12 protein-coding genes are annotated in these 16,047 nt (G+C 71.7%); 10 read left to right on the forward strand and 2 right to left on the reverse strand.

Features of this window, described 5'->3' with window-relative positions:
- The 9 genes from AC08OJ_RS12430 to AC08OJ_RS12470 form a co-directional block, all read left to right on the forward strand.
- Positions 1 to 1,538 (forward strand): ADP-ribosylglycohydrolase family protein (locus AC08OJ_RS12430; RefSeq protein ID WP_476595800.1); only part of this gene is annotated, 1,538 nt, incomplete at its 5' end.
- Between the two features lie 161 nt (positions 1,539 to 1,699).
- Positions 1,700 to 2,377: an AMIN-like domain-containing (lipo)protein gene (locus AC08OJ_RS12435; RefSeq protein WP_476595801.1), complete on the forward strand. Its 678-nt coding sequence runs from the start codon at positions 1,700 to 1,702 to the stop codon at positions 2,375 to 2,377.
- A gap of 318 nt (positions 2,378 to 2,695) precedes the next feature.
- The gene (locus AC08OJ_RS12440) at positions 2,696 to 4,216 is read left to right on the forward strand and encodes an aldehyde dehydrogenase family protein (protein ID WP_476592939.1); all 1,521 of its coding nucleotides are present in this window, start codon (positions 2,696 to 2,698) and stop codon (positions 4,214 to 4,216) included.
- Positions 4,217 to 4,301: 85 nt separating this feature from the next.
- Positions 4,302 to 5,312 carry a zinc-dependent alcohol dehydrogenase gene (locus AC08OJ_RS12445; RefSeq protein ID WP_476592940.1) on the forward strand — a complete coding sequence of 337 codons (1,011 nt, stop codon included), beginning with the start codon at positions 4,302 to 4,304 and terminating at the stop codon, positions 5,310 to 5,312.
- 97 nt (positions 5,313 to 5,409) lie between these two features.
- Positions 5,410 to 6,612, forward strand: coding sequence for an NAD(P) transhydrogenase subunit alpha (locus AC08OJ_RS12450; RefSeq protein ID WP_476592941.1), 1,203 nt, complete (start codon positions 5,410 to 5,412; stop codon positions 6,610 to 6,612).
- Between the two features lie 4 nt (positions 6,613 to 6,616).
- Positions 6,617 to 6,979 carry an NAD(P) transhydrogenase subunit alpha part 2 gene (locus AC08OJ_RS12455; protein WP_476592942.1) on the forward strand — a complete coding sequence of 121 codons (363 nt, stop codon included), beginning with the start codon at positions 6,617 to 6,619 and terminating at the stop codon, positions 6,977 to 6,979.
- Positions 6,976 to 8,397 (forward strand): NAD(P)(+) transhydrogenase (Re/Si-specific) subunit beta, encoded by a 1,422-nt coding sequence (locus AC08OJ_RS12460; RefSeq protein WP_476595802.1) that lies wholly within the window; start codon positions 6,976 to 6,978, stop codon positions 8,395 to 8,397. The genes AC08OJ_RS12455 and AC08OJ_RS12460 overlap by 4 nt, the downstream gene beginning before the upstream one ends.
- 340 nt (positions 8,398 to 8,737) lie before the next feature.
- Positions 8,738 to 9,826 carry a DUF3616 domain-containing protein gene (locus AC08OJ_RS12465; protein WP_476592944.1) on the forward strand — a complete coding sequence of 363 codons (1,089 nt, stop codon included), beginning with the start codon at positions 8,738 to 8,740 and terminating at the stop codon, positions 9,824 to 9,826.
- A gap of 125 nt (positions 9,827 to 9,951) precedes the next feature.
- On the forward strand, positions 9,952 to 12,705 hold the full coding sequence (locus tag AC08OJ_RS12470; protein WP_476595803.1) for a tetratricopeptide repeat protein: 2,754 nt from the start codon (positions 9,952 to 9,954) through the stop codon (positions 12,703 to 12,705).
- Between the two features lie 838 nt (positions 12,706 to 13,543).
- Here the strand turns inward: AC08OJ_RS12470 and AC08OJ_RS12475 are convergent.
- Complete coding sequence (locus AC08OJ_RS12475; protein WP_476592946.1) at positions 13,544 to 13,990, reverse strand: hypothetical protein; 447 nt, start codon at positions 13,988 to 13,990, stop codon at positions 13,544 to 13,546.
- A 164-nt stretch (positions 13,991 to 14,154) separates the two neighbouring features.
- Between AC08OJ_RS12475 and AC08OJ_RS12480 the strand changes: the two genes are divergently transcribed.
- Positions 14,155 to 15,402 carry a toll/interleukin-1 receptor domain-containing protein gene (locus AC08OJ_RS12480; protein WP_476592947.1) on the forward strand — a complete coding sequence of 416 codons (1,248 nt, stop codon included), beginning with the start codon at positions 14,155 to 14,157 and terminating at the stop codon, positions 15,400 to 15,402.
- A 76-nt stretch (positions 15,403 to 15,478) separates the two neighbouring features.
- On the opposite strand, the gene AC08OJ_RS12485 is transcribed toward AC08OJ_RS12480, so the two are convergent.
- The coding region (locus tag AC08OJ_RS12485; RefSeq protein WP_476595804.1) for an acyl-CoA carboxylase biotin carboxyl carrier protein subunit at positions 15,479 to 16,047 on the reverse strand (569 nt) is incomplete at its 5' end.

Here is a 16,047-nt window from a genome sequence, read left to right on the forward strand (position 1 = left end):
GGACCCTGATGATCCGGGTACTGGCTGCGATCCCACCCGGCCGCTGGACCAGTTACTCCGACGTCGCGGAGGTGATCGGGTCCCACGCCGTCGCGGTAGGAGCCAAGCTGGCCAGTGCCCGGATCTCCAACGCCCACCGCGTCCTGCTCCTGAACGGTTCCATCTCCCCGGACTTCCGCTGGCCCGATCCGGAACGCACCGACGATCCACGGGAGATCCTGGCCGCCGAGGGTGTCATTCTCAGCAGGTCGGGCCGGGCACTGGCCCGCCAACGCATGACCGCCGCCGAACTCGCCGCCGCCGCCGAACTCGAAGCCCCGGAAGAGAGCCAGGGAGCCGCCGCCGGAACCAAGGAACGTCTGTTGGCCGCCCCGGCCGCCCGGTCCGCCGTGGGGCTCGCGGTCAGCCTGTGGCCATCAGAGCGGCGTGCGGCGGCGCCCACGGACGATGCGAACTCCGGCCTCTCCTACCAGGACCGGGTCCGGGGCTGCCTGCTGGGCGGGGCGTTGGGAGACGCGCTCGGTGCGGCAATCGAATTCCAGTCGCTTGACGAGATCCGACGGGAGTACGGGACGGCGGGGGTCATCGGCCTCACGGCCGCCTACGGGGTACACGCTCCGTTTACAGATGACACCCAGATGACGCTGTTTACCGTGGAGGGTCTGATCCGGGCCTCGGTCCGCAGCCGCTCCCGGGGCATCGCCGATCCGCCCGCGGTGCTGTGGCGCGCCTACCAGCGTTGGCTCACGACGCAGCGGCGGACCGGTCCGGCCGCCGGGGAGATGGACGGCTGGTTGGCGGCGCAGCAGCTGATGTATGCCCGGCGCGCTCCGGGAAACGCCTGCCTGTCCGGGCTGGGGCGCCCCGAGACGGGCACGCTCGCGCGGCCGGCGAACCCCGACAGCAAGGGGTGCGGGGCGGTGATGCGCTCGGCCCCGTTCGGGCTGCTCCGGCGGGGCCCGGAAACCTCCTTTGACCATGCGGTCGAATGCGCCGTGTTCACCCACGGTCATCCCTCCGGGTACCTCGCCGCAGGCGCGTTCGCGTGGATCGTCGCCGCGATGGTGGACGGCGCGAGCATCACCCAGGCCACCGCATCGGCCCTCGGCCGCCTGTCGGCCGAACGCGACGGCAAGGAAGTGGCCAGAGCTCTGCGGGCGGCTCTCGGAACGGCAGCGGACGGTGCGCCCACAGCGGAACGCGTGGAATCGCTGGGCGCCGGCTGGGTCGCCGAGGAGGCGCTGGCGATCGCGGTGTACTGCGCGGTGGCGGCGCCCGACGATCCGCAGACGGCGCTGCTCGCGGCGGTCAACCACTCCGGCGACAGCGACTCGACCGGCGCGATCTGCGGGAACCTCGTTGGCGCCGCCCTGGGTGAGCCGGCACTGCCGGCAGCCTGGCTGAAGGAGCTGGCGGGCTATGAGCTGGTCGGGCAGGTCGCGGACGATCTGGTAACCGAGATCGAGAACACCGCGACCGTCTCCGACGCCTCCGGCGCGGCCACCCCGGCCTGGTCCACCCGCTACCCCGGGAGCTGAGCTCACGCACATCAGATCTCCCATCGGTTCGAGCCGTGCCGGCGCTCCGTGGTGCTTCCGGCTCACCTGCTCGGGGGGACGTTAACCCGACCGTCCCCCTGCCGAAGGTCCCTTTCGGCCACCCGGGACGGCGAGGTGAACTGGGCGGCGAGGTGAGTTACATGAAGGTGCGGACAACAACGGGCCGGCGATGGATCGGGGCGGTGGCGCTGCTGGCGGGCGCGCTGCTCGTGCTGCTGGGATGTGGCGGCGGTACCGGTGGCGGCGGCTCCACCGACATCACCACGTCGAAGCCATCGGTGTCCGGCACCTCGCCGGCGCCTTCTCCGTCCGTGTCCTCCCGCTCGCCGGGTGGACCGGTGGTGACGTCGCCTTCCACAACCGCGACGCCGCGGGAGCCGGTCTGGTCGAGCGAACCGCGCCGCGTCGAGCATCCGCTGTACGGTAACGCGACGGTCGTCGCAGTGCGCAGCGCGCACAACGTCGCCGGCGGGATGGCTTTCGATCGGCTGACGATCGAGCTCCAAGGGCAGATCCCTGGCTACGAGGTGCGTTACGTGGCCGAGGTGCTGTCGCCAGGCGAGGGCGTTGCGGTCCCGCTCCGGGGGCAGGCGTTCCTGGAGGTGGTGTTGTTCCCGGCCGTGGCCCACGATGAGACCGGCAGGTCGACGCTGCGCACACCGCAGGCCGGCGGCGGGTTTCCCGCGCTTGTCCAGTATCGGATGACCGGCGACTACGAGGGATATGTCCATTTCGGCCTGGGGGTCGACGATCGGGTCGGCTTCCGGGTGCTCGAACTGTCGAACCCGTCGCGTGTGGTGATCGACCTCGCCGCCTGAGGTCTGCCGGTGAGGTCTGCCGGCCGGCCTCGGCCCGTGACCTGTCGCGCTTCCCTGGCGCGGGCAGTTCCCTCTTTGCCGTCGCCGGTCATCGAGCCACACCGCGCCGCACCCCGAAAACCCAGCACAACATCATGATCAACTTAGGCTGCCCGGCACTGGCCCGGGAACGGCCCGTTCGGCATCGGGGGTCAGGACCTTCCGCACCCGCTGTCAGGACTGGCGCGATATGGGGTGCTTGGCCTCGGCAGAGAAACATACGTGCCGGTCGGGGCACGTCGGAAGGCGTGCCCGCCCTGTGGAGACCGGGAGGCTGTCGTGACGTACGTCCCACCTGGAAAACCAGGCAGTATCGTCCATGTTACGGACCGGTACGAGAACTTCATCGGCGGAAAGTGGCTGCCGCCGCGGGCCGGTAAATATTCGACCAACCTTAGCCCGACCACGGCGCAGCCGATCTGTGAAATACCGCGGTCGGCGGCGGAAGATGTCGAGGACGCCCTGGACGCGGCGCACGCCGCCGCCGGCTCCTGGGCCGCCGCGTCCCCGGCGGAGCGGGCCGAGGTGCTGACCGCGGTGGCGGATGCGATCGACGCCAACCGGGAGATGCTCGCGGTCACGGAGAGCTGGGAGAACGGCAAGCCGGTGCGGGAGACGCTGGCTGCCGACATCCCGCTGGCCGCCGACCACTTCCGGTACTTCGCCGCGGCGGCGCGCACCCTGGAGGGGTCGATCTCCGAGATCGACGGCAAGACCTACGCCTATCACTTCCACGAGCCGCTCGGGGTGGTCGGGCAGATCATCCCCTTCAACTTCCCGCTGCTGATGGCGGCGTGGAAGCTGGCGCCCGCGCTGGCCGCGGGTAACTGCTCGGTGATCAAGCCGGCGTCACCGACGCCGTGGTCGATCCTCAAGCTCGCCGAGGTGATTCAGGACGTCATCCCGCCCGGCATCGTCAACATCGTCAACGGGCCCGGCGCCGAGGTCGGCAGGGCCCTGGCCACCAGCCCGAAGATCGCGAAGATCGGCTTCACCGGTGAGACCACGACCGGCCGGCTGATGATGCAGTACGCGGCGCAGAACATCATCCCGGTCACCCTGGAGCTGGGCGGGAAGTCCCCGAACATCTTCTTCGAGGACGTCCTGGCCGCCGACGACGCCTATCTGAACAAGGCGGTCGAGGGGCTGGTGCTGTATGCGTTCAACAAGGGCGAGGTGTGCACCTGCCCGTCCCGGGCGCTGATCCAGGAGTCGATCTACGACGAGTTCATGGCGCAGGCGCTGGAACGGGTCGGCCTGATCCAGCAGGGCAACCCGTTGGACCCGGCGACGATGCTGGGCCCGCAGGTCTCCGCGCAGCAGCTGTCAAAGATCGGCTCCTACGTGGACATCGGCCTGGCTGAGGGCGCCGACCTGCTGGCCGGTGGGCGCCGGACGCAGCTGGCCGGAGAGTTCGCGAACGGCTACTTCTTCGAGCCGACGCTGCTGAAGGGCCACAACAAGATGCGGGTCTTCCAGGAGGAGATCTTCGGCCCGGTGCTGGCTGTCACCACCTTCAAGGACGAGGCCGAGGCGTTGGCCATCGCCAACGACACGCCTTACGGGCTCGGTGCCGGCGTGTGGACGCGGGACGGTGCCCGCCAGTTCCGGATGGGCCGGGGCATCAAGGCCGGCCGGGTCTGGGTCAACTGCTACCACCAGTATCCGGCGGGCGCGGCGTTCGGCGGATACAAGGTGTCCGGCATCGGCCGCGAAAACCACCGGATGATGCTGGAGCACTACAGCCAGACCAAGAACATGCTGGTCAGCTACGACGAGAACGCGCTCGGCCTATTCTAGGGTCTCGGATTCCAGGGTTTCAGATTCCAGGGTTTCGGAGTCCATTGGCATTTCCCACCGATAATTCCCCTGACTGGAGGATGTTATGAAGGCAGCAGTTGTCACCGATTTCCGGGCACCGTTGCGTATCGAGGACCGGGACGTCCCGGTGCCGGGGCCGGGGCAGATCCTGGTGCGGATGGAGGCCAGCGGCCTGTGCCACACCGACATCCACGCGGCGCGCGGTGACTGGCCGGTGAAGCCGACTCCCCCGTTCGTCCCGGGTCACGAGGGCGTCGGCGTGGTCGAGGCGGTGGGCGCCGGGGTGACCGGGCGCGCAACCGGCGACCGGGTCGCGATCCCGTGGCTCGGTCATGCCTGCGGGCGCTGCCGCTACTGCGTCGGCGGCTGGGAGACGCTGTGCGAGAGCCAGCGCAACAGCGGCTACTCGATCGACGGTGCGTTCGCCGAGTACGCGGTGGCCGACGCGGACTACGCGGTGCCGGTGCCCGGTGATGTGCCGTCGTTCGACGCCGCGCCGCTGACCTGCGCCGGCGTGACCACCTACAAGGCCGTCAAGATAGCCGGGGTGACCCCGGCCGAGACGGTGGCCGTGTTCGGCATCGGCGGGCTGGGCCACCTGGCGTTGCAGTACGCCCGCATCGCGGGTGGTTTCACCGTCGGGGTCGACGTCACCGAGGCCAAGCTGGAGCTGGCCACCGAACTGGGCGCCGACCACGTGGTGAACGCGCGGACCGCCGACCCGGTCGAGGCCATCCAGCGGCTGGGCGGCGCCGACGTGGCGGTCGCGCTCGCCGCGTCGCCCCGTTCGTTCGAGCAGGCGTTCGCATCGCTGCGGCGCGGCGGCCGGCTGGTCTGCGTGGCCCTGCCGGCGGATGGCACGATGTCCATCCCGATCTTCGACACGGTCCTGAAGGGGATCACGGTCAAGGGATCGATCGTCGGCACCCGCAACGATCTGGCCGAGGTGTTCCGGCTGCACGCGGCCGGCCGGACCAGGGTGATCGCTTCCGGCCGGAAGTTGGACGACGTCAACGCCTGCATGGACGAGGTCCTGGACAGCAGGGTCCCGGCCCGGCTGGTGTTCGAGTTCTGATCTGGCCCGTTCCGACCCGGCCCGCACGGCCATCGGTCCTCATCCCCGCCCCAACGGGGAAGAGAACACGAGGAGAATCCCGAAAGGGGGAAAGACCATGAGTCCGCTTACTGTGGGCGTGGCCATGGAGACCGCGCCCGGCGAGCGTCGGGTGGCCATGGTTCCGGAAGTCGTGGGCCGATTGGTCGGCTCCGGTCTCGACGTGCTCGTCGAGACCGGAGCCGGACGTGGCGCGTGGTTTCCCGACGGCGCCTATGCCGAGGCCGGCGCCACCGTCGTCGCGCGGCGCGACCTGTTCGCGCGGGCAGACGTGGTGGTGTCGGTCAGCCTCCCGGACCCGCAGACGCGCGCGTTGCTGCGCGGCGGGCAGACCCTGGTAGGGCTGCTGGTGCCGTTGCTGCAGCCGCAGGTGATGGCGCAGCTGGCCGGGGCGGGGGTGACCACGGTGAGCCTCGACGGGCTGCCGCGGACGCTGAGCCGGGCCCAGTCCATGGACGCGCTGACCTCTCAGGCGAATGTGGCCGGGTACAAGGCGGTGCTGGTCGCCGCCGACGCCTACCCGCGTTATTTCCCGCTGCTGATGACGGCGGCCGGTACGGCCCGGCCCGCCGAGGTGCTGGTGCTCGGCGCGGGCGTGGCCGGGCTGGCCGCGATCGGCACGGCCCACCGGCTCGGCGCGGTCGTCCGCGGTTATGACATCCGCCCGGAGGCGCGGGGCGAGGTGACCTCGCTCGGTGCGAGTTTCCTCGACCTGGGTGGGCCCGACCTGGGTGAGCCCGATCTGGGCGGGGTGGCCGGCGGAGCGAGTCAGGGTGGCTATGCCCGGGCGCTGACCGCCGAGGAACTGGCGGGCCAGCAGGAAGCGCTGGCTGCCGCCGTCGCCCGCCACGACGTCGTCATCACCACCGCTCAGGTTCCCGGCCGCCGGCCACCGCTGCTCGTGACGGAGGAGGCGGTCAAAACGATGCGGCCCGGGTCGGTCGTCGTGGATCTCGCCGCGAGCCCCCTCGGGGGCAATGTGGAGATCTCCGTGCCGGATGAGACGGTGGTCACCGCGGGTGGCGTCACCGTGATCGGCGCCGGCAACCTGCCGGCCCTGATGCCGGCCGCGGCGTCGGCCGCCTATGCCCGCAACGTTGCCGCGTTGCTGGGCCATCTGGTCCACGACGGCGCGCTCACCATCGACACCGCCGACGAGATTCAGGCCGGGGTCGTCATCACCCACGCCGGCCGGGTCGTCCACCCCGCCACCGCCGCCCTGCTGGCCGGCGGCTCCGCGGAAAGCCAGTCTGGAGCGTGAGGACATGACCGAGACGTTGGTCACCAACCTGACCGTCCTCGTCCTGAGCCTGCTGGTCGGGTTCGAGGTCATCAGCAAGGTGCCGTCCACCTTGCATACACCGTTGATGTCCGGCGCGAACGCGATCCACGGCATCGTCGTCGTCGGCGCGATGCTGGTCACCGCGACGGCGCACACCCCGCTGGGCTACGTCCTGGTGTTCTTCGCCGCCGCGTTCGCCGCGATGAACGTGGTGGGCGGCTACGTGGTGACGGACCGGATGCTGGAGATGTTCCACCGGCGCCCGGCCGCGGAGCGAAGCCGGCTCGCGGAGCGGAACCAGCCGGCAAGGGGGAACCAGCCGGCAGGGGGGAGTGAGCGGTCATGAGCGGCTCGGACACGGCGATCCGCCTGCTGTTCCTGGCCGCGGCGAGCTGCTTCGTCCTCGGCCTGCACCTGATGAACTCGCCCGCGACTGCCCGCCGGGGCAACCAGCTGTCCGCGGCCGGGATGGTGGCGGCCGTCGGGAGCGCCGTCGGGCTGCTGGCCCGGGACGGCGTCATCACCGCTACCGGCCTCATCGTCCTGATCATCGGTGTGCTCCTGGGATCCGGCGCCGGCCTGTACGCGGCGCGGACCGTGCGGATGACCGCGATGCCGCAGCTGGTCAGCGTGTTCAACGCGGTCGGCGGCGGCGCGGCGGCGCTCGTCGCGTTCGCCGAGGTGGTGCGGTTGGGCGGCGCGGCCGGGCTGGCCGGGGCCTCCGGTCAGACCACCGTGACCGTCGGCCTCGACGCCGTCATCGGCGCGGTGACCTTCTCCGGCTCGCTGGTGGCCGCCGGCAAGCTGCAGGGCCTGATCAGTGGCGCGCCGGTGCTGTTCCGCGGCGCCCGACTGCTGAACGCCGCGCTGGCCGCGGTCGCCGTGACCGGCGTGGCGGCGATCGTCACTGGTCACGGTGGGACGATCGCGCTGTCGATCGTCGCGGCCGCCGCGCTGGGCTTAGGCGTGACGATGGTGCTGCCGATCGGCGGCGCGGACATGCCGGTGGTGATCTCGTTGCTGAACGCGTTCACCGGGACGGCCGTGGCGATGGCCGGTTTCGTGCTCGACAGCACCGTTCTCGTTATCGCGGGCGCGCTGGTGGGGGCGTCCGGCACCATCCTCACCGTGCTGATGGCCGAGGCGATGAACCGGTCGATCCCGGCCATCATCGTCGGTGGTTTCGGCACCGCGGACTCGACCGGAAATGCCGGCGCGGCGGCCGCGGCCCCCGTGCGGTCGGTCGCGGCGGACGACGCGGCCCTGCAGCTGGCGTACGCGTCGAAGGTCATTATCGTGCCCGGCTACGGGCTTGCGGCGGCGCGGGCCCAGCATGAAGTCGTCGAGCTCGCCGACCTGCTCACGCAGCACGGGGTGGACGTCTGCTACGCGATCCACCCGGTCGCCGGCAGAATGCCGGGCCACATGAACGTGCTGCTGGCCGAGGCGCACGTTCCCTATCCGCAGATGAAGGAACTGGCCGAGGTCAACCCCGAGTTCGCGCAGGCCGATGTCGCCCTGGTCGTCGGCGCCAACGACGTGACCAACCCGGCGGCCCGCCGTCCCGGCAACGCGATCTCCGGTATACCGATCCTCGACGTCGACCAGGCGAAGAGCGTCATCGTCATCAAACGCTCCATGGGCCACGGCTACGCCGGCATCGACAACGAGCTGTACACCGACCCGAAGACCGGAATGCTCTTCAACGACGCGAAAGCCGGCCTGAGCGCGCTCACCGCCGCCATGAAGACACTCGTGCACTGACCTCCCCGGCGGTCCGTCCTCCCCGGCGGTCCGATGATGCTGCTCGGTCTCTTCACCAGGCCGTACCCTGAGCGATCCTGGCTGCACGTGGGGGCCTGCCCGACGCGACGGAAGGTGTAAGCGGCGCTGACGCTCGCAGGATCGGGACCACCTATCGGGTCCTGGACACCCACCCGGATAAGCGCCGGGCCGGCACTACGCTCCGGTCGGCGGTGGGGATTCCTGGAAGGGCCGCTTCGGAGCAACCGGCGGAGAAACCCGGGGCGAACCGGCGGGGGGACGAGGAGTGGCGAGCGTGGGAACGGCGCAGGGTGCGGGAACGGCGCCGGATGAGGCACCGATGACCGCGAAGACGATTCCGATCCGGTTCGCCGACGGCGCCGGGGTGGTCGACGTCGCCGAGTCGTTGTCCACCCTGAAGGGGGACGGCCGGTGCCTCTGGCTCGCCGGTGACGAGACGGTCACGATCGAACGGACGACCCTGTCGCCGGCCGGCGACGGCTTCGCCGATCACGTCAGCTTCTCCGTCGCGGACCTCCTTCCCCTGCCGGAGGAGCCCGCGGACGACGGCACCCAGCTCGAGATCGACCTCGAGGGCATGGACCGGCATGGCGACTATCTGTGGTTCGTCGGGTCGCACAGCCTGGCCCGCAAGCGGGTCCGGCCCCAGCACGCGACCGAGCAGGCCCTGGCCCGGCTGGCGAAGGTGAGCAGCAACGCCAACCGCTACCTGCTCGGGCGCATCCCGGTGGTGCGGGTCGGCGGCCTGCCGACCCTGGTCGCGAGCGCACCCGACTCGGCCTCGCCCGGCGGCGGCAGGCTGACCGCGGCGGCGCTCGGACTGTCCAAGCCCACCCGGTTGACGAAGGCGCTCAAGGACGACGACCATCTCGGCCGCTTCCTCAAGATCCCGAGCAAGGACAACGGGCTGGACGTCGAGGGCCTGGCCGTCGTCGGTGAACGGATCTACCTGGGGCTGCGGGGGCCGGTGCTGCGGGGCTGGGCCGTGGTCCTGGAACTGCGTCTCACCGAGGGAGACGGCCAGGACCTCCTCCTCGCGCCGATCGACGGGGACGGCCGGTATCGCAAGCACTTCCTCGACCTCGACGGGCTGGGGGTGCGCGACCTCCTCGCCTCCGGCGATGACCTCCTGCTCCTCGCCGGCCCGACGATGGACCTCGACGGCCCGGTGCGGATCTACCGCTGGCGCGGGGCCGCGCAGGCCCCCACGAGCGTCGTGGTCACCGACGAGGCGATCGAGCGCATCCTGGACCTGCCCGTCGGCGAGGGCGACGACCATCCGGAGGGGATCGCCCTGATGCCCGGCGACCCGTCATCGCTCCTTGTCGTCCACGACAGCCCGGCCGCACGCCGGCGCCCGCACCGTCACGAGATCCTCGCCGACGTCGTCCCGCTGCCGCCGGGCTGAACGTCACGCACCCGCGGTGGGACCTTGCGTGACGGAAACGGGGGACGGATCGGAGACCGGACGGGAAAACCTCTGGACGGTCGGGCGATCCGCCGGAGAATAGCCGCGGAGGATATGCCCACGGGATGACGTTCCGTCCTGCTCATCGCTGCCGCTCGCCGCCGCCGCTCGCCGCCGCTCAAGGGACGCACGTGTACGACGAGGTCGACCTGGACGCCATCACCACCAACGCGGATTTCGGCCGTGCACTGACCATCGTGCGCGAGCGCGCGGGGTTGAGCGTGCGGGAGGTGGCGCGCGCCGTCAACGTGCCGGCCAGCACGGTCGGCGGTTACTTCGGTGGCTCCCATCTCCCCGGCCTCAGGTCGGCGAACCTCGTCGAGAACATGCTGCGGGCCTGCCGGGTGGACGACCCCGACGAGATCCGCCACTGGGTCGAGACGTGGCGTCGGGTCCGGCGCGGAACTCACGGTCGCGGAGCTCACGGTCACGGGGACCATGGCGGCGACCGGATCGGCACCGGACAGGACCCGTCGACGGCGGTCACGATCAGGCCGCCGGTCCAGCGGCTCACCCACCTGCCCGCGATCCGCGGTCGCGACGGCCTGCTCGATCTGCTGGCCGGGCAGCTCCCCACCGGACGCAGGCGCGCGGTCGCCGGATCCGACGTCGGTAACGGGCCCGTCCTCCCCCGGCCTGACGTCCTTCGACCGGACGTCCCCGAACCGGATATCCCTGGCTCGGACATCCCTGGACCAAAGGGCGCTCGGCCCGACGCCGACGGGGCACGGGTCCACGTGCTGCACGGGCTCGGCGGCGTGGGCAATAGCACGGTCGCCCTCGCGCTCACCCGCACCGCGCTCGAACGACGGGTGCGGACCTGGTGGATCAGCGCCACGGGGCCCGGCGCGGTGCGCGCCGGCATGACCGCGCTGGCCGTGGAGCTCGGCGCGACCCGCCACCAGCTGTGCACGGGCAGCCTGTCCGACCTGGTCTGGCGGCTGCTGGCGGACAGCGGACGGCCGTGGCTGCTGATCCTCGACAACGCCGACGATCCGGCCGGCGACCTGGCCCCACCCGGCGGCGACGTGCTCGACGGCACCGGATGGCTGCGGCCGGTCACCCACCCCCACGGAATGGTCGTGGTGACGACGCGCAGCCGGCTGGACTGGGAGGGCCCGTCGCCCGTCGGCGGGACCGCCCGGTCCTGGCTGCGCCTGCACCCGCTCGGCCCCCTGAACGCGGCGGACGCCGGGCTGGCGCTGCGCGACCTGACCGGGGCCGAGCCGGGTCCGCTCGCCACGGCCGAGAGCCTCGGCCGCCGGCTCGGCGGGCTGCCCCTGGCACTCGCCCTGGCGGGCCAGTACCTCGCCGAGGCGCGGCGAATGCCGGCCGGACTCGGTGGACCGGCGGTCCCGCGGACCTACGCCGACTATGAACACGCGCTCCAGACGGGCGGGCACCAGGCCCTGCTGCGCGGCTTCGGCGGTCCCGGCGGCGCTGGTCGTCGCCGGGAACGCGAGCTCATCGGGCCGACCTGGGAACTGTCGCTGGATCTCCTCGCCGCGCGGGGCCTGGAGCAGGCCCGGGCGCGGCTGACCCTGCTCGCCTGTTTCGGCGGGGACCCGATCCCGTTCGGCCTGCTCCTGTCCGCGGCCGTCCTCGCCGCGTCGCCGCTGTTCCCCGGCCTGCGGGCGACCGAGCTGTGGGAGCTGATCCGCGCCCTGGCCGGCCAGGGGCTGATCGAACACACGACTCCCGGCGACCCCGCCACCGCCCGGTCCGCGGCTTCCCGCCCGGATCCCCGGGTCGCGCACCAGCTGGTCCTCCACCCCCTGGTGCGCGACAGCTTCGGCCAGGCCGCGCACACCTCCGGCCGCATCGCCGACTACCTCGACGCGCTCACCGCCCTGCTCACGCGGGCGACCCGCGCGCTCGATCCGCGGGATCCGGCGACGTGGGACCGGTGGGCGATGCTCGCCGGTCATGCCACGGCCGGGCTGGAGCTGCTCCGCGCCCGGCGGCGGTGGGGCCTCGACGACCTTACCGAGGCACAACTGCCTCCGCAGCTGCTCACCCCGGCGATCCTCGCTGCCCGCTACCTGCGCGCGACCGGCCGGCTCGCCGAGGCGGACGCGGCGTACAGCTCCGTCTGGGAGACCGGCGCCCACCTGTTCGGACCCGATCATGCTGATGTCCTGTCCGTCGCGCACGACCTGCACCGGGTCCGCGCCGCCCAGGGCCGGCGCGAGGACGCCGAGAGCGGCCTTCGCATGGTGCTCGACGACCGGTTGCGCATCCTCGGCCCCGAGCATCCCGACACGCTGACGACCCAGCACTACCTCGGCCGGACGCTGCGCGAATCGGGTCGGCACGGCGAGGCGCTGCGGTGGCTCACCCACACGCTCACCACCCGTGAACGGGTCCTCGGGCCGCGGCACCGGGACACCTTGACGAGCCGGAACAACGTCGGGGACCTGCTGGTCGAGCAGGGGGCGTGGACGGCGGCCGAGGAGCTGCTGCGCTCGGTGCGGGACGATCGGGCCGAGGTGCTCGGCCCGGAGCATCCCGCCACGCTGGTGACCTGTTACCACCTGGCCCGGCTGTACCGCGACCGCGGGGACACCGAGCCCGCGGAGAAGGCGGCGACCGAGCTCACCGAGGCCTGCCTGCGAGTGCTCGGACCGGATCATCCCCGTGCCCTCGCCGCGGTGGGTCTGCTCGCCGAGGCCCAGACCAACCTCGGCCGGCCGGACCAGATGACCCCGCGGGTTCAGGACGCCTACCGGCGCAGCCTGCGCCGATTGGGGCCCACCCACGACATCACGGTGCACCTTCACGATCTCCTCGACCAGTCGAAGCGTGACCCGTCGTCGTGACCCGTCCTCGTGACCCGTCGCCGGGGGGGCGTTTCCCGCCGGTGCACCGCGTCGCAGGGCCGCCGCCCGCGGGCCGAGCCCCACCAGCCAGCCCCCGGCGTCGAGGCCGACGAGACCGGCGAGGGAACCGCCGTACATCGACAGCAGAACACCGGTGACCGCGAGAAGCGCCACGGTCCCGAAACCCGAACCGGGGACGGAAAGCCCGCCGACGACGAACGGAACGGCGGGCGGCACGGCGGAGGCCTGCCGGGAAAGTACCAGGAAAAGGAACTTCCGGATCGCCGTACAAGGCCGTACGGATCGACGGCCGCTGGAGCGGGCCTCCCCCCGATGGCAGGTCCGCTCCGGCGGTGAGCCGAGGGGCCGCGGTTATCAACCAGCCACCACCCGCGGCGGCGGGGGTGCAGACCATGGGCGGGCGACGCCCGCGACCCTTCAGCAGCTCCCAGATAACCGCGTGCCGGACTAACCGGAAAGACCCTGACCGCAAATCCGTACAACGTCGTACGCGGCTTTCACCGGACGCGGCAGCGAGCGCGGGTAGGGATATGGGCCACGCGGACGACGACCGCCCCGGGGCGATCCCAGACCGCGGGATGACAACCGTGCCGTGCCGTGAGGATCACCCGGGAACACCCGGAGGCGGCAGTTTGGGCCATATCGTCGAACGGTATCCTTAGCCGGTCATCAGCCCACCGACACCGAACGCCGGTAATCTGGAACCCGACCGGCGGTCCGGCGCAGCGCGCCCCGACCGGCGGCATCCCGGCGGCATCCCGGCGGCGGCTCACCCGACCGGAACGCGTCTGTCGCCCGCGCCCTGCGTTCCCAGGAGTCATGGTTGTCTTCTGACTGGTTGAACGAGCCGCTCTGGTTGGACGAGCCACTGGTGAACGCCCTCGACGATCCCGCCGTGACCGCGCTGCGGCAATGGTGCTCCCAGACCGAGACCACCTACCGCCTGGTCCGTTGGCTTACCGGCGGCCGGTCGTCGGCGATGGTCGGGGTGGTCCTCGAAGAGCATCCGCGCCATGGTGCGCGCCAGTTCGTGATGAAGCTGGACGTCGCCCCGGCCAGCGACGCGGGGCCCCAACCCGGCGAATTCGCGCGCCACTGGCGGGCGATCGCCGACGCCCCCAGGTTCGCCGAGCGCCACCTCGCCACGCCCGTCCATCAGCCGGTCGCGGTCGGCGATGGACGATGGTTCGTCTTCCAACAGGTCGCGGGTGGCAGCCTTCGGGAGCTGGTCACGCTGCGCGCCCTGCTGGAGGCTGTCGTCCACCCGCGGCGGGCCGGGCGCCAGGGAGACTCCGGCAGCGGTCCGGCCGGTCTGTCAGGACCGGCCGGTCCGGCTGAACCACGCCTGATGTTCGGACGGGCCCTGGCCGACGCCGCGGTCCTCGCCGACGTCTGCGGGGGCTGGTCGGGTCGATCTTCGATGAGTGGGTGGGGCCTGCCCTTCTGCCGTCATTGGACGTGCCGACCATCCTTGCCCGTCAGCTCGCCGAGCGGCTCGCCCCGGACAGCCGCCTGCGGCGCATCGCCGCGGCGTACCCCGGCCCCACCATCGACGCCGAAGGCGAGGACCACCCGCTGCCGAACCCGTTCGCGCTGGTCCTGGACCCATCGCGCACGGACGGTATTCGCATCCCGGCCTTCGTCGGGAAGGCCCACCGCGACCTGCACATCGAGAACATCCTGATCCCGTCCTCACTGCGCAACATCGACACGACGTACCAGCTGATCGACCTGTCGCGGTACGCAGCCGACGCCGTGCTCACCCGGGATCCCGTCCATCTGGTCCTGCACATCCTCGCCCGGACACTGTCGGAGCTGTCCGCGGCGCAACGCACCGCCGTCATCGATCTGCTGCTCGACCCGGAGCAGGACGGAGACCTCGTGCCGCGGTGGCTGTTCCTGCTCATCGACCGGGTCCGATCGGCGGCGGAGGACTGGGCACGCCGGGCCGGTCTGGTCGACCTGTGGCGCGACCAGATCCCGCTGTCCCTGCTGGCCGTCGCCCTGACCTGCCTCGGACGGGCATCCACCCGGCCGGAGGACGAGGGATGGTTCCTGCGGCTCGCGGCGAACAGCGCCGCGGTGTTCCTCGGCCGGCATCACCCCGACGGCCGGCATCCGGACCGGCCGCGCGGGGACTGGCACAACCCGGACGAGCGGCGCCCGGCGGAGACCGCGGCAACCGCGGCCGTCCCCCCTGAGGCGGCAGACCAGAAGCCCGCGGTCGTGCGGCCGTCCACGCCACAATGGCCGGGGCCGTCCGGGCGGTACGACTTCTTCATCTCGTACGCCCAGCCCGACGAGGCCTGGGCCGGCTGGATCGCCTGGCAGCTGGAGGAGGCCGGTTGCCACCTACTGTTCCAGGCGGGTGACGGAACGGACGGGCCGCCAAGGATCACGATACGTGATGGCGCCCGGCACGCCCACCGGACACTCGTTCTGCTCTCCCCCGCCTATCTCTCCTCGGTCCATGAGAAGCGGGAGTGGTGGGAGTGGCGGGCGGCCCTGGACGCGGATGACCCGACCGGGCCCGCGTGCAGACTCGTCACCGTCCTGGTCGAGGCCTGTGCCGTGCCGGCCGCATTCGATCAGGCCTCCTCGGCCCACGTCGACCTGTCCAACCTGGCCGAGGCCGACGCCCGGAAGACGCTCCTGCGGCGGCTGACCGAGCGCTGAGAGAAGGATTGACGTTCCAGGCCCGCATTGACGCCGACGACCGCGGCCCAGGGCGGCCGTCGGCGTCAAATCGTGCTCAACCCTCCACATTTCGCCGAGCCGCCGGGGCGGCTGATGCGGATCCGGGGCCGGCCGGGCCCGCCACGGACATCACCACCAGCAGCTGGTCCAGGGCGACGAGGTCGCCGGGCCGGACGAGTACTTCCTTGACGATCCCGGCGCCCGCCGCCGAGACGGTGTGCTCCATCTTCATGGCCTCGACGACGACCAGCGACTGCCCATCCGCCACGGTCATCCCCGGTTCGACCAACACCGCGGTCACCGTGCCCGGCATGGGGCTACGCGCCTGCCCGCCGAGCACCGGCCCGGCCCCGGTGCCCGCCACCGGGATCACCTCGGCCAGGCCCCACGCCCCACCGTCGCGGCCAAGCCAGAGGATCCCGTCGGCGGGCTCCCACGCGTAGGCCCACCGGGTGGTGACCGCACCGATCGTGACGAGCAGCTCGTCGCCGAGCTGACTGACCGATGCGGCGACCGGCGGCCCGTCGGCGATCCGGATCCGGGCCGCATCGGGGGTGCCGCGCGCCGCGACCCGCAACGTCGACACCGTCCGCACCGCCCGCTCCCCGCCTCCCGGCTCCGCCC

It is taken from the genome of Frankia sp. CgKIO3 (genome assembly GCF_977946435.1).

Bases quoted from the DNA above. Each gene is read 5' to 3' on its own strand.
- AC08OJ_RS12435 (WP_476595801.1), top strand. From the start codon at position 1,700: ATGAAGGTGCGGACAACAACGGGCCGGCGATGGATCGGGGCGGTGGCG.
- AC08OJ_RS12445 (WP_476592940.1), top strand. From the start codon at position 4,302: ATGAAGGCAGCAGTTGTCACCGATTTCCGGGCACCGTTGCGTATCGAG.
- AC08OJ_RS12450 (WP_476592941.1), top strand. From the start codon at position 5,410: ATGAGTCCGCTTACTGTGGGCGTGGCCATGGAGACCGCGCCCGGCGAG.
- AC08OJ_RS12455 (WP_476592942.1), top strand. From the start codon at position 6,617: ATGACCGAGACGTTGGTCACCAACCTGACCGTCCTCGTCCTGAGCCTG.
- AC08OJ_RS12460 (WP_476595802.1), top strand. From the start codon at position 6,976: ATGAGCGGCTCGGACACGGCGATCCGCCTGCTGTTCCTGGCCGCGGCG.
- AC08OJ_RS12465 (WP_476592944.1), top strand. From the start codon at position 8,738: ATGACCGCGAAGACGATTCCGATCCGGTTCGCCGACGGCGCCGGGGTG.
- AC08OJ_RS12470 (WP_476595803.1), top strand. From the start codon at position 9,952: ATGACGTTCCGTCCTGCTCATCGCTGCCGCTCGCCGCCGCCGCTCGCC.